The 13687-nt window shown below is 37.9% G+C and carries 13 protein-coding genes, 1 tRNA gene and 1 CRISPR repeat array; of the genes, 5 read left to right on the plus strand and 9 right to left on the minus strand.

Translation table 11 applies throughout. The annotated features are described in order from the left end of the window. Nucleotides 1–101 precede the first annotated feature (101 nt). From ACIR131C_RS0118340 to psbX, 3 genes are all read right to left on the minus strand, one after another. Nucleotides 102–662: a TolB family protein gene (locus ACIR131C_RS0118340; RefSeq protein ID WP_028091363.1), complete on the minus strand. Its 561-nt coding sequence runs from the start codon at nt 660–662 to the stop codon at nt 102–104. Nucleotides 663–724: 62 nt separating this feature from the next. After that, the gene (locus ACIR131C_RS0118345) at nt 725–1651 is read right to left on the minus strand and encodes a Ycf66 family protein (RefSeq protein WP_028091364.1); all 927 of its coding nucleotides are present in this window, start codon (nt 1649–1651) and stop codon (nt 725–727) included. Nucleotides 1652–1895: 244 nt separating this feature from the next. Further along, complete coding sequence (gene psbX / locus ACIR131C_RS0118350; protein WP_028083398.1) at nt 1896–2015, minus strand: photosystem II reaction center X protein; 120 nt, start codon at nt 2013–2015, stop codon at nt 1896–1898. A 252-nt stretch (nt 2016–2267) separates the two neighbouring features. On the opposite strand from psbX, the gene ACIR131C_RS0118355 reads away from it, so the two are divergent. Further along, the gene (locus ACIR131C_RS0118355; protein ID WP_028091365.1) at nt 2268–2555 is read left to right on the plus strand and encodes a YggT family protein; all 288 of its coding nucleotides are present in this window, start codon (nt 2268–2270) and stop codon (nt 2553–2555) included. Between the two features lie 344 nt (nt 2556–2899). Here the strand turns inward: ACIR131C_RS0118355 and accC are convergent, their stop codons facing one another. Further along, nucleotides 2900–4246, minus strand: coding sequence for an acetyl-CoA carboxylase biotin carboxylase subunit (accC, locus tag ACIR131C_RS0118360; RefSeq protein ID WP_028091366.1), 1347 nt, complete (start codon nt 4244–4246; stop codon nt 2900–2902). A 279-nt stretch (nt 4247–4525) separates the two neighbouring features. Here accC and ACIR131C_RS0118370 point away from each other — a divergent pair. The 4 genes from ACIR131C_RS0118370 (at nt 4526) to ACIR131C_RS0118385 (ending at nt 7406) form a co-directional block, all read left to right on the plus strand. Continuing rightward, nucleotides 4526–4608: transfer RNA gene (locus tag ACIR131C_RS0118370), tRNA-Leu, on the plus strand. Nucleotides 4609–4809: 201 nt separating this feature from the next. After that, nucleotides 4810–5424: a chorismate lyase gene (locus ACIR131C_RS0118375; RefSeq protein WP_028091368.1), complete on the plus strand. Its 615-nt coding sequence runs from the start codon at nt 4810–4812 to the stop codon at nt 5422–5424. 85 nt (nt 5425–5509) lie between these two features. Continuing rightward, nucleotides 5510–6553 (plus strand): c-type cytochrome biogenesis protein CcsB, encoded by a 1044-nt coding sequence (ccsB, locus tag ACIR131C_RS0118380; protein WP_028091369.1) that lies wholly within the window; start codon nt 5510–5512, stop codon nt 6551–6553. A 163-nt stretch (nt 6554–6716) separates the two neighbouring features. Next, complete coding sequence (locus ACIR131C_RS0118385; protein WP_231395496.1) at nt 6717–7406, plus strand: sterol desaturase family protein; 690 nt, start codon at nt 6717–6719, stop codon at nt 7404–7406. Nucleotides 7407–7851: 445 nt separating this feature from the next. Continuing rightward, nucleotides 7852–10060: a CRISPR direct-repeat array (repeat unit 37 nt; unit sequence GTTTCAATCCCTAATAGGGAGTAAGTTAAATTGCAAT). Nucleotides 10061–10287: 227 nt separating this feature from the next. Here ACIR131C_RS0118385 and cas2 read toward each other — a convergent pair. The 5 genes from cas2 to cas6 form a co-directional block, all read right to left on the minus strand. Further along, on the minus strand, nt 10288–10560 hold the full coding sequence (cas2, locus tag ACIR131C_RS0118395) for a CRISPR-associated endonuclease Cas2 (protein ID WP_028091372.1): 273 nt from the start codon (nt 10558–10560) through the stop codon (nt 10288–10290). 53 nt (nt 10561–10613) lie between these two features. Beyond that, nucleotides 10614–11618, minus strand: coding sequence for a type I-D CRISPR-associated endonuclease Cas1d (gene cas1d, locus ACIR131C_RS0118400; RefSeq protein ID WP_028091373.1), 1005 nt, complete (start codon nt 11616–11618; stop codon nt 10614–10616). Between the two features lie 97 nt (nt 11619–11715). Then, entirely contained in the window at nt 11716–12369 is a 654-nt protein-coding gene (gene cas4, locus ACIR131C_RS0118405) for a CRISPR-associated protein Cas4 (RefSeq protein WP_028091374.1), read from the minus strand. A 44-nt stretch (nt 12370–12413) separates the two neighbouring features. Then, a complete protein-coding gene (locus ACIR131C_RS0118410) occupies nt 12414–12782 on the minus strand; it encodes a four helix bundle protein (RefSeq protein ID WP_028091375.1) in 369 nt (122 codons plus the stop codon). Between the two features lie 69 nt (nt 12783–12851). Then, on the minus strand, nt 12852–13670 hold the full coding sequence (cas6, locus tag ACIR131C_RS0118415) for a CRISPR-associated endoribonuclease Cas6 (protein ID WP_028091376.1): 819 nt from the start codon (nt 13668–13670) through the stop codon (nt 12852–12854). Between the last annotated feature and the right edge of the window lie 17 nt (nt 13671–13687).

The raw sequence follows: 13687 nt of genomic DNA on the forward strand, positions 1-13687 counted from the left end.
CTGGAGACCTTAAAAAAATCAGATCAGGGCTAAAGCCCTGACTACAAACAAATGATATAATAATTTTTTGTGACACTTGCTTGCGTAAGTCCTGTTTAATTTTAATTTTTGATTGAAACATTTGTACCATTAGGAATATCTAACTCAATAGTCGGACCCCTATCAAGAACCTCAATATCCCATTGTCCACGAGTAGAAGATTCAAACACAACATAACGGCCGTCAGGACTAATACTAGGATTTCTCACCCAACCACGAAAAGTAGGAGTGAGAATTTGTGACTGTTGGGAAGCACGATCATAAAGTGCAACTACTGGTCTACCCTGATCACTGGTGAGATAACAAATGTAGCGACCCGTATAACTGAGACTAGGACTTTCCGCAATTACTGATTCTCGATTTAACCCCGGTGTGGGAATAAAAGTTTGATTTTCTAAATCATATACCAACAACTGCTGATAACGAGAACGATTGGAGATCAAAGCCAAAAAACGTCCATTTCCACTGATAGCAGGTTGTTCCTCAGTATAGCGACTATTGAGGGAGGTCACTCCCATAGGGATATCAGCAGCATTACAAGATACTAGTAAATTTGTAGTTCCTAAAATTAGGCTCCAATAAATTGATTTTTGGAGCCAGGAACTAGATGTAAATGTTTTCACATTCGTGTTTTTCCGACTTCCACCCCAAATATTGCCAATATTTTAATTTTAAATTAATTAAATTAAATATCGTCATCCAAATCGGAATTATCCGGTTCATTACTGGGCTTATTAATGGGATTGTATGGTACATATTCAGTTGGGATAGCCTCATCATCATCTTGTCTTCTAGAGGGAACGGAATCTCTAGGTGGACGACGTTTTCTTGGTCTAGGAGTGGGAGTAACATCATCTTCACGACTTTGTGGACCTTGGGGACGATTATTACTGCTATTATTGCGACGTGGTGGTTTTCTTAACTCATCTTGGGAGTTGGAACTTTCCCAATCATCAACTTTTTTGGGAGCAGAACCCCAATTTTCATCTTCATAACCCTGGCTAGAAGGGCTAACAGAACGCCCGGAATTAGGACGACGCTTTTTTTCGCCTGAATCTGGTTTTTCCCTATTCCGTGGGCTTTGTGAACTGCGTGATGGTGCTTCATCATAATAGTCATCACGGCTAGAACGTTCATCTCGACTACCGCGAATTCTTGGACGTGGAGGAGCTTCCTCTTCTTCATAGGGTAAGGGTTCTAAATCAGCATCCATTTCCGCTTGATAATTTCGTCGCTCTGAGTAAGAGTATTTTCTACTGACTTCCCGCTCATCATCTACAATGGGAGTATTACGTTTTGCTTGTTGTGTAGCTATACTACGTAGACGAATACTTTCGACCGCAAAAAATACCGTAGAACCTACCAAAAGCAGTTGACCAAATTGTAAAATCGGGTCAAGTCGCCATCCTTGGAAAACGAGAATAAAACCACATAATAAACCAACTGCTGCAAAAAAGATATCTTGATCTCTTGACAGTTCAGGACGAACAGAACGCAGGAAGTACAGCGCTGCTCCAGCTACAGCCAAGAAAATTCCTAGAATACTGGCTGAGTTCGCTCCAAAATTTACCTGAGCCAAAACACTGGCTGAGTTTAGCCCAAAATTAATCATGACTATTTTCCTAAAATTAAATCTATGTTAACGAGTTCCAGTTAGTCAGCAAGATTCCAGTTAATTTAGATACTTGTGCGAACAAGGATACTCAGTTTACAAGAGTTAGACCTTCTACTTATCCTAAGTTAAATGCTCAACAGCCCATCACTACTTTAACTAGTCACAATATTATGCAATAATTCAGGAGTCTGGGAGAAAGGAGATAATTCTTCCCCAGTCTCCAGTCTCCAGTCCCCAGGGATTAAAAACGTTGGATTTTATCTTTTTGGCTAATGAAAATTAAACCAACAGTAGCAGGGATAACGACAATTGCAGTACCCCAAACCAGGCTCCAAAGAAAATTTGCTAAAGAGGGTGTCATAGTTTTCGACCTTTTTTACACAGTTTATTCTTATTTTAATCTTGGATCACTTTCTTGAAAAGTGGACTGAGATTATTTATCTAACTTAGTATCTACTTGATTGATGATCCCAAGTCAATAACTTTGTTTTTGTATTCTTACAAGAAAATGACACCTTATGGCTAAAATTAAAGCAAGAATCCGTTACAAAGCTTAAAGTTTTTCAGCTTGCGCCCAAGTTTTGGATTTTATCACAGATAGTAGCTAAACAACATGACTGGTGTTAACTTGACTGCTTGGGTTCTTGGTCCATTTTTAGGAGTAATGACGTTTTTATTTATTTTCCGCATTATTCTAACATGGTATCCCCAAGTCCATCTCAATCGTCTGCCTTTTAGTCTAATCGCTTGGCCTACCGAACCCTTTTTAATCCCGTTGCGGAAGTTTATTCAACCTATTGGTGGTGTAGATATTACCCCGATTATTTGGGTGGGTATTTTTAGTTTTATCAGGGAAATTCTACTAGGTCAGCAGGGGTTACTGACCATGTTATATAGGTAATAGGGAACAGGGTACAGGGTAATGGGTAATGGGTAATAGGTAATAGGTAATAGGTAATAGGTAATAGGTAATAGGTAATAGGTAATGGGTAAAGAAATATTCTTTTGCAACTAAGCACTGACCACTGACCGAAAAAAATCGCATACAAGCCCCGTCCTTCTAAGACGGGTATGTCAATAATTAACGTAAGTTGGTAGTTAGACACAGTGTTAGAATCAGAATGTCCAAGGTTAAAGGATAAACAGGATGAAAACAGGGATTTTATCACCAATTACCAATTACCAATTACCCATTACCCATGACCTATTACCAGTCTCAACTAGATAACTAGCAACTTGAGTTAATTACTGCATTTTCATGTCCTGAACAAAGCTGGTGTAAATATTACCTTGTAAAAATTGGGAGTTTTCCATAATTTTTTGGTGAAAGGGAATAGTTGTAGGGACTCCAGTAATGGCACATTCTCGCAATGCTCGTCTCATACGGGTAATAGCGGTGGATCTATCTGGTCCCCAGACAATTAATTTACCAATCAGAGAGTCGTAATAAGGCGGAATTTGATAATCTGTGTATACATGAGAATCTATGCGTACACCAGGTCCTCCAGGGGGAAGATAACCACTAATTTTACCAGGGGCTGGGCGAAAATCACGATCTGGATCTTCGGCGTTAATACGACATTCTATGGAATGTCCCCTTAAAACTACGTCTTTTTGTGTCAGTTTGAGTCTTTCCCCTTGAGCAATGCGAATTTGTTCTACTACTAAGTCTATACCAGTAATCATCTCTGTAACTGGATGCTCAACTTGTATCCGGGTGTTCATTTCCATGAAATAGAATTTACCGAATTTATCCAGGAGAAACTCGATAGTTCCGGCACCAGTGTAGTGGATAAATTGGGCGGCTTTGACGGCGGCTTTTCCCATTTTTTGGCGTAAGTCGGGGTCAAGAGCCGGACTGGGGGCTTCTTCTAGGAGTTTTTGGTTGCGACGCTGAATTGAACAATCCCTTTCTCCTAAATGGATGACGTTACCGTAGTTATCTGCTAATATCTGAAATTCAATGTGACGAGGACGTTCAATAAATTTTTCTATATAAACGCCTGAATTACCAAAGGCTGCTCCTGCTTCCCCTTGAGCAGCTTGGAATAGTCTAACAAATTCATCTTCAGAGCGGACAAGCCGCATTCCTCTACCACCACCACCAGCGGTGGCTTTAATCATTACAGGATAACCAATTTTTTTGGCGATCGCTAGTCCTTCCGCTTCTGATTCCACTAACCCTTCACTACCGGGAACTGTAGGTACACCAGCTTTTTGCATAGTTTCTTTAGCGGTAGACTTATCCCCCATTAGTCGAATAGCTTCGGGACTAGGACCAATAAAGGCAATATGATGATCCGCACAAATTTCTGCAAATTTGGCATTTTCCGATAAAAAACCATATCCGGGATGAATAGCACTGGTGTTACGCGTTAATGCAGCCGCAATAATATTGGGAATATTCAAATAACTTTTACTGCTGGCAGGTTCACCAATACAAACGGCTTCGTCTGCAAGTTGGACGTGGAGGGCGTTTGTGTCAACAGTGGAATGAACCGCAACTGTAGCAATTCCCATTTCTTCACAAGCCCGGAGAATGCGAAGGGCGATTTCTCCTCGATTGGCAATTAATATTTTGTCAAATTTCATTTTCTAGTTAGGATATCAGTACCAGTAGATTCACATTTTCTCCCATCCTGTTGACATAAAGCTATTGCATTATAAATCGTGACGAGAGATCCCGAAACATAATTCTTAGCAGACTATTGGATAATGTGGCCTCTTTCTTGACTAGACCTTTTAATATCACCTTTGCTGTCACCATATTTCTGTCAGTCTCATACCCATTCAAAAAATATTTGCAAAATTTTGGGAAAATATTGTATTTGAGCATTTTTTATGTTATAGTCTAATCTGTGTTGAAATCCTGCGGATGTGGCGGAATTGGTATACGCGCACGCTTGAGGTGCGTGTGGGCCTAGCCCTTGCGAGTTCGAGTCTCGCCATCCGCATTTTTAACTTACAATTTACCTACTCTTAATGTCAGAGAAATGATATTAGGAGTTGGTTTCCAAGTTTTACGGCAATTTTCCGGTAAATCAAGGGTTTTTTGTCTCACGCAGAGGCGCGGAGGCGCGAAGAGGAATTAGAAGTGTGGATAAATCAAATTAGATAGCTATAGTATATAGATAGATGAACTTTTGTAAAGAAAATTGACTACTACTTTTAATCCGATACATAACTTAATCCTTCCTAACCCTTGGTATTGTCTAACTCCTATTTGGACTGGTGGGGAGGAAGTTGTTAAACAAGGTTTACCTCACACCCAGTTAGCCCCAGCGTGGCAATTACTGCTTTTAGGTGATGGTTCTCCGACTCGGCACGTACAACTGTTGACGGGTGAACCAACGGAGGTAGATGTGATTGATATGTCACCCATTGGCATGAGTGCAGATCAAGCACCTGCTATGATGCAAATGCTACCAGGTCCAAGAATTAGAAGACAGGTGTGGGTGCGAACTGCTTCTGGTCAACGTTTATATTATGCTGCTTCTTGGTGGGAAGCAAGTCATGTAGATGAATATTTACAAAACAAGTCTTTACCCATTTGGGCAAGTTTAGCGCGGTTACGGACTGAATTGTATAGAGATGTACAAGGTATTTATTATGGTAACTCAGAAGCGTTAGAGACAGGTTTTCAGGAAAAAGGACCTTTCTGGGGTCGTCATTATTTATTTTGGCATCATGGAAAACCGCTAACTTTGATTTATGAGGTTTTTTCGCCTTTTTTGACTAAATACTTAGGTCAGATGAATTTGGAAGGTTAATTTTGTCAATTACTAATTCCCAAAACCAGATAGGATCAAGGTAAGCGCAATTGATTTTTCAAGTATCCACTGGAGAGAATTGTTTATGAATCTGGTTGTACTCCAGAACTGGCTAGATAACGCCTCTTTTGCTGTCTTATTCTGTACAATGTTGGTGTACTGGGTGGGGGCGGCTTTTCCGAGTTTATCGCTGACAGCGGCTTTGGGGACGGCTGGAATGGCCATTGCTAATTTGTGTATGGCTACTTTGTTGGGGGCTAGATGGATAGAAGCTGGCTATTTTCCCCTTAGTAATCTCTATGAGTCTCTATTTTTCCTGACTTGGGGAATTACCGCTGTACATCTAATTGCTGAAAATAGTAGTCGTAGTCGCTTGGTTGGTGTTGTCACCGCACCAGTAGCTATGGGAATTACGGCTTTTGCTACTCTGACTCTACCAGCAAATATGCAGGTTTCAGAGCCTTTAGTCCCGGCTTTGAAATCTAATTGGCTGATGATGCACGTTAGTGTTATGATGTTAAGCTATTCTGCTTTAATGGTAGGGGCATTGTTAGCGATCGCTTTTTTAATTGTCACTGGCGGAAAAAATATCCAATTACAAGGTAGTTCTGTTGGTAATGGCGGTTATCGCAGTAATGGTTATAAATTAATCAAAGCAGATGAGTTAGAGTTAATTACATCTACAAACACTGCGGAAACTAATGGCTTTTCACGCATGGAAAGCAATAATAACGGAAATGGCACAGCAGTTTTAGATTTAGTTACAACTACTTCCAGTAAAACTACTGAAAATCTTTCACCTCAACGCCTGAATTTAGCTGAAACCCTGGATAATATTAGTTACCGCATTATTGGCTTAGGATTTCCCCTATTGACTATCGGTATTATTGCTGGTGGGGTTTGGGCTAATGAAGCCTGGGGTTCTTACTGGAGTTGGGACCCCAAGGAAACTTGGGCGCTAATTACTTGGTTAGTTTTCGCGGCCTATCTGCATTCTAGAATCACTCGCGGTTGGCAAGGTAGAAAACCGGCAATTTTAGCCGCTGCTGGTTTTGTCGTGGTTTGGATTTGTTACCTGGGTGTAAATCTTTTGGGTAAAGGTTTACACTCCTACGGTTGGTTTTTGTAATCATCTTACCCCATAACCCCCTTAACTCTTGGGTTGAGGGGGATGTATATTATATTATGTCTTAGCCATCATTTTACATCCTAGCCCTATGCTTCCTAACTTGACACAATTTGCTATCTCGATTTTGTTCATGTTTTTTGTGCTTTCAATACGATACCTAGTTGTGTCCTCGTTTCTCTATTGGTTGCTTTGGGTTCGTCGTCCAAAGTCTTGGGAGAGTCGTCGTCTTCATGATTTGGACGGACGTAAAAGTAAAATCAACAGCGAAATTAAATGGTCACTTTTATCCTGTCTGATTTTTTCCGTACCCAGTGCTTTAATGATGACTCTGATTGTGTCAGGAAATACAAAAGTTTATTTTAATCCTCTGGAATATAGTTTAATATATTTACCTTTGAGTTTGTTTATTTATTTATTTCTTCACGATACTTATTTTTACTGGACTCACCGCTGGTTACACATTCCCAGTATATATCGTCGTTATCATCAAATACATCACGAATCTATTAATCCTACACCCTGGACATCTTTTTCTTTTGATCCTGTTGAGAGTGTTATTCAAGCCATTATTATTCCTATCCTAGTTTTTATTATTCCCATTCACATTAGTATGGTGCTTTTATTATTAACCTTAATGACCATATTTGGTGTTGTCAATCATACTGGTTATGAGGTTTATCCCCGTTCTTGGATGAGTGGTTTTTGGGGTAAAAATTGGATTACACCAACCCACCATACTCTTCATCATCATAAGTTTAATTGTAATTATGGTCTTTATTTTCGTTTTTGGGATAAATTAATGAATACTGATATTATGATCCGCAAGCTAGGAGTCAATAAAAGCCTGTTTTAAAAGCTAAAATCGGCGATAAAAATCGCATCTACACAGACAAAACCTGCCTACGCAGGTTAGAAATCCTTTAGCAGAGATATTTATGTATACTTTAGATTTTAAAACAGTTTCTCAAAACATTTCTTTGCAAGTTCTCAACAGGAGTTAGGAGTAAAATCTGCTGAATTTTTAATGAGCATATTCTAGGACAATAATCATCCTAATTATCATTAACAATCCGACTAGGATATATTCTAAAAGAATCGAAAAAATGGCTCTCCTAGAGTAGTTATGGTAAAATAACATAAATAAACTGGATAGCTGCCAATAATGTTATGCTAATTAACACTCTCAATTGATTATCAACCAGGAGTTTCAGAATTAATTAAGATTAAAAAAATAAAAAAGAGGGTATTAAGTTAAATTGCGATAATTTCTCGAATACTCTCAAGTTTGCTTTTATAAAGTTTCAATCCCTAATAGGGATTAAGTGAAATTTCAACTTGCGATCGCTCAAAAAGCAATAGGTAGAAGTAGTTTCAATCCCTAATAGGGATTAAGTGAAATTTCAACAACTCCTGGGGAAATATCCATGAGCGTCCGAGTACACCAAGTTTCAATCCCTAATAGGGATTAAGTGAAATTTCAACTTCGGGAAGGAGAAATTTTGTTAGCTCGGTGAACAAGTTTCAATCCCTAATAGGGATTAAGTGAAATTTCAACGATCCTGATCCTGATCCTTTTGATCCCGATTCTTTCTAAGTTTCAATCCCTAATAGGGATTAAGTGAAATTTCAACCAAATCAGGAATTGTCATGTCTGCGGCGTGCTGCCTTGTTTCAATCCCTAATAGGGAGTAAGTTAAATTGCAATGTAGTGAAACCTTTCGCGCTGCCTAATACAGATACGTTTCAATCCCTAATAGGGAGTAAGTTAAATTGCAATCCCTGCCCAACTTCCCCCTATGTCATAGCCAAAGGTTTCAATCCCTAATAGGGAGTAAGTTAAATTGCAATCTAACGGCAATGAACAGATATCACGGGGTATCATCTGTTTCAATCCCTAATAGGGAGTAAGTTAAATTGCAATTTCAAAAATTCAGTTTGTCCGCCGGGGTTGGGCGTTTCAATCCCTAATAGGGAGTAAGTTAAATTGCAATTGTTAATATTATTGATTGTATTATTTTGATTGCTGTTTCAATCCCTAATAGGGAGTAAGTTAAATTGCAATTTTCAATCATCATTTTTGGATCAATTTCTGTCATGTTTCAATCCCTAATAGGGAGTAAGTTAAATTGCAATTATTCCTGTTAGGCTTTTGGATCAAAAATTAGATGTTTCAATCCCTAATAGGGAGTAAGTTAAATTGCAATTGCCTTTTCAATAGCTTGCGGGTCAAGGTCGTGTTTCAATCCCTAATAGGGAGTAAGTTAAATTGCAATGCTGATGCAATCGCGTCTTTACCATCTTTGTCTGTTTCAATCCCTAATAGGGAGTAAGTTAAATTGCAATAAAAGAAGAATGTGAGCGCAAGCGGGTGGCAAAAGAGTTTCAATCCCTAATAGGGAGTAAGTTAAATTGCAATGCGCAAAAGCTTACAATAGAAGCCAAAAATACTTTTAAGCTGTTTCAATCCCTAATAGGGAGTAAGTTAAATTGCAATTTGATGTTCCATGAGATATCCGTCTTCGGATATTCCTGTTTCGTTTCAATCCCTAATAGGGAGTAAGTTAAATTGCAATCTATTAAAGATACTAGACAACTATCTTGAATTATGGTTTCAATCCCTAATAGGGAGTAAGTTAAATTGCAATTTCGGCAGCATCACAGGGAAGAGGCTTCAGCGAGGTTTCAATCCCTAATAGGGAGTAAGTTAAATTGCAATTTTTGGTGTTTCAATCTTTTTTCTGATTTTAGAAGTTTCAATCCCTAATAGGGAGTAAGTTAAATTGCAATGCTTTTGTAAGCCTTTCTCCTTCAGCTTTTGAAACGTTTCAATCCCTAATAGGGAGTAAGTTAAATTGCAATAAAGATTTATCTAAGGAGGCTTCAAAAGCGCCGCCGTTTCAATCCCTAATAGGGAGTAAGTTAAATTGCAATCTGGCTTTATCCCAATTATTGCAGCTACGCTGAAGTTTCAATCCCTAATAGGGAGTAAGTTAAATTGCAATAATCAATGATTAGCATCAAACCCTTGGCTAATAAAGTTTCAATCCCTAATAGGGAGTAAGTTAAATTGCAATGATTTATTTTTCAGGGCATGGTTTTAATCTGCGGGGTTTCAATCCCTAATAGGGAGTAAGTTAAATTGCAATGTCGCTATGTCATTATCGGCTTGATTCTTGAAAAAGTTTCAATCCCTAATAGGGAGTAAGTTAAATTGCAATCCGATTTCTTCGGTGATCAAGGGTAACAAACAAGAGTTTCAATCCCTAATAGGGAGTAAGTTAAATTGCAATATTAGCTGCCATTTTGCTAAAAGCTAAAGCTTATCTGTTTCAATCCCTAATAGGGAGTAAGTTAAATTGCAATTTCCGGCTTGATAAGGTGGAGGCCGCCACCAAACAGCGGTTTCAATCCCTAATAGGGAGTAAGTTAAATTGCAATTTCTCCTGAAGAGCGATCGGCAGGGAATTATTGTTTCAATCCCTAATAGGGAGTAAGTTAAATTGCAATGGCGGAATGCTGAAAGCCTATATATATTTGGTTTTCAAGGTTCAGTTGCGCGGATGTTCTTATCATAATCCAATTCAAAAAAAGTGTCAAGGGGTAAAATAGCTGAAACTCCTGCTGTGTAAGGTGCGCGGATGGGTAACAGAGATAAAACATATCAAAAGCTGATGTAGAAAAGATTTCAGCCATTTTTTGTCCATCTAAATTTTTTACACCCACCCATTCGCGCATTAAGCAAAGAAAACAGTATGATCGCGGGGTTGTTCACCACCAATTCTCTCTATTTTACCATGACAGCAAGCACAAAGGAAATAAAAACGGATGCTATCGGTATCAGGTTTAATGAGTTTATTAAGACGCGATCGCAGTTTAGCATATTGAGTATCAGTTAACTCACATTCAAAAATACTATACTGTACCCATTGCCCATAGGACTTGAGGATATTGTGAATTTTAGTTCGTCGTTTATCCTCAGAAATATCATAAGAAACCACAACATTCATAAATTGGTAATTGCTAATTGGTAATAGGAAATTGGTAAAAAAGTCCTTCCTTCTTACTTCAAGAATAAAGGAGGATACTTATCAGTCGTTCCCATTAAATACTTAGCTAATAACCTAGCTTGTAACTCAAAAGATTCTCGATAAGTACATTTTTTACCCATAACTGGATGTTTAAAATCTGATTGTTTTTTCTTTTCATAATTAGTGAGGAAAATTTTTCTACCTTCAGCAGTAAGAGAAACAGCATTACTCAAGGGCTCACGAATAAAATCATCTGGTTTTAAAAGTTGTTTATTCAACAAAGTCAAAACCAAAGAATCAACCACCAAAGGTCTAAATTCCTCCATTATATCTAATGACAAAGAAGGACGATTATAACGATCAAAATGTAGATATCCCAAAAAAGGATCAAACCCGACAATATTCACAGCAGATTGGATATCATGACGTAACAAAGAATAACCAAAACTCAACAAAGAATTTACTGGATCAGTAGGTGGACGACGAACACGCTTAGTAAATTCAAAATTAGGATTAAGAATTAACTGATTAAAACAACCGAAATAAATCGCACTACCAGCACCTTCTAAACCTCGTAAAGAATCAATACTTTCTGTTTTATTAATAGCAGCAATGATATTTTCTAAACGAGTAATATCAGCAGACAAATCAAGATGATTAGATTCTCGTTGACGACGTACCAAAAGTTGCCGATAATTTTTTAATTTACCCCTGACAAAACCCTGGACAACATGAATAGATTGAGGGGTATTTCCAGCAGCTTGCCATTGAGCCTTTCTGACAAAAATATTACCAGACATTTCCGGTTGTAACTGTCCTAAATAATGACCTCTTTCATCAATAAAAGATAGAGGAATATGACGAATCATCAACTCAGAAACAACAGCAGGAGAAATAGTAGAACGACCTAAAACAACGACACCATCTAATTTAATAAATGGTACATCTATGATGATCTTTTTATCAAATTTGACATTAATTCTTTCATCAACTTTACCAATAAAAGCATCATCTTGTGTGATGTAAAGAGTACCCATGATTAAATCCTCAAAATAGTTGACAGTAGATAGGTGACAGTAGACAGGTAACAGTAAAAGGAGTTTTAGAAAGGTTTTTGCATCAAGTATAAATTTCTCAATTTGCTTCTTGATAACGCCCCACTTTATCAGCAACTTGGGGCAAACATCGAGAATAAAGACTACAACCATCACAGCGTTTTGTTTTGATAGCTTTTGGCATAGCACCTGTAAACAGTAAGGTTTGGATAGCCTCAATAGTCGCAATGGTAATACTTCGTAATTCCGGGGTAATTTCTACTAATTTGCGCTGATGAGTTTGAGCATAATAGATATAGCCAGTATTGATATTTTTGCCTGTCATTTCCTCCAAACACAAAGCCTGAGCGCAAACTTGCAATTCATCATTATCCCATTCTCCTTTACGTCCGCGTTTATATTCAATAGGGTAAAATTCGCCATTTTCAAATTCAATTAAATCAGATTTACCGATAAGTTGATATTGCTCTGATTTCAGATAAATAGCGCGTATCTGCCAAGTTTCCTCACGATTTTGTTCTCCAACTGTGTGAACTCGTTCATGTAAACTTGTACCTTCAATAGTATATTGATTATCAATAAATTCCCCCGCACAATGAATCAACCAGCAACGGTGAGGACAATAGGAATATTGATTTAAAGAGGCGATATTAACGTAATCATCATCAGAGGTGACAGGTGACAGGTTACAGGTGACAGTAGGAAGAGAGTTAGTTAGTTCGTTTTGAAACATAATTAATTAAAAGTGGTAAAAGTTGATAGTGGGAAGAAAGTTAGTTATGGTGTATTTAAGATTTTTGAACGAAGAGAAGTGAGCATTTTACTAATTTCTAGTATCAGGGATAATGTAGGATTTGCCTGTTCTGAAGTTAGATAATTTAACCTAACTGCAAGCATTAAAAAAGTTTCTGTTTCCATTAATGAACCCTTAGCTATAGATAAAAAATGTGCAAAATCGTTTTTAGTTATTCCTCGTCCATGACCTTCGGCAATATTGGCTGGAACAGATGCAGCGGCACGGGTAATTTGTGAAGTAAGACGATAAATTTCTGTATTTGGAAATCCAGCGGCTAATTGATAGATATTCATTACCATATCCATTGATTTTTGCCACACAATTAAATCTCGATGTGATTCAATCTTCATAAATAACTCCTTTTCTCTTTTCTCTTTTTACTTCTTAACTGTCACCTGTCACCTCTCCCCTGTCCCCTGTCACCTTCTCCTCACCATGCCCATTCCCATTGTTGTTTTACGTCCGATTCCCGCATATAAAGCAAAATCAGCCAAGGTGTTAATTTGTTTAATTGCTGTTGTTTCTACATTGCCAAGAATGCGATAACTGATTTCACCTAAACAACCAATAAATTTATTTTCATAGTTGCTAATCACCTCAGTTTTGATATTAAAAGCACTAGGATAAACTGATTCAAAAGAAATATTGGTTAATTCAATACCGCTATATTTATGCCAGCGATTTAGTAGACTATTGAATACAGATTCCCGTGTTGGTAAAACATTATCAAATGCACCTTGACGAAAAGCTACAGGTGTAGAAAAGATGAAATTAAGATTGCGTTCTGTTTCACTTGCTTGTTGATAAAGTTGATAATAATTACAAGCATTAGCCCAAGGTTGATTAGATTGGGGTGTACCTTGAATGCTAGTAATATATAGGTTGGCTGAACCTAAGTGCCAAGGTTTTTCCGGGTTGATATTTAACCATAAAGGGGTGAGTTGACTAAATAAATTGTCATTTAATAAAGAAATACGCCACCAACAAGAACTACCAGCAGGAATAGGGTTTTGATGGATATATTGCAAAGTATAAGATTGGGTTTTATGTTTGTTTTGTACCTGCAATGGTGAGAGAGTAAAGGCTTTATCGGCGTTGGATTCGTGTAAGTAGTCTCCTAATTTTCTATCAACAGAACTGACCAGGTTAAGAAATAAGGCGTGGTAATGTCTCCCGGTGAGGAAATTGGGGTAAATTGGAGATTGGGGGATGATGTTGAGGATGAGACTATGGGGCATATTATTGATGGTTGAAA

The sequence above is a fragment of the Dolichospermum circinale AWQC131C genome, from assembly GCF_000426905.1.
In the GTDB taxonomy this organism is placed as follows: Bacteria; Cyanobacteriota; Cyanobacteriia; order Cyanobacteriales; family Nostocaceae; genus Dolichospermum; species Dolichospermum circinale.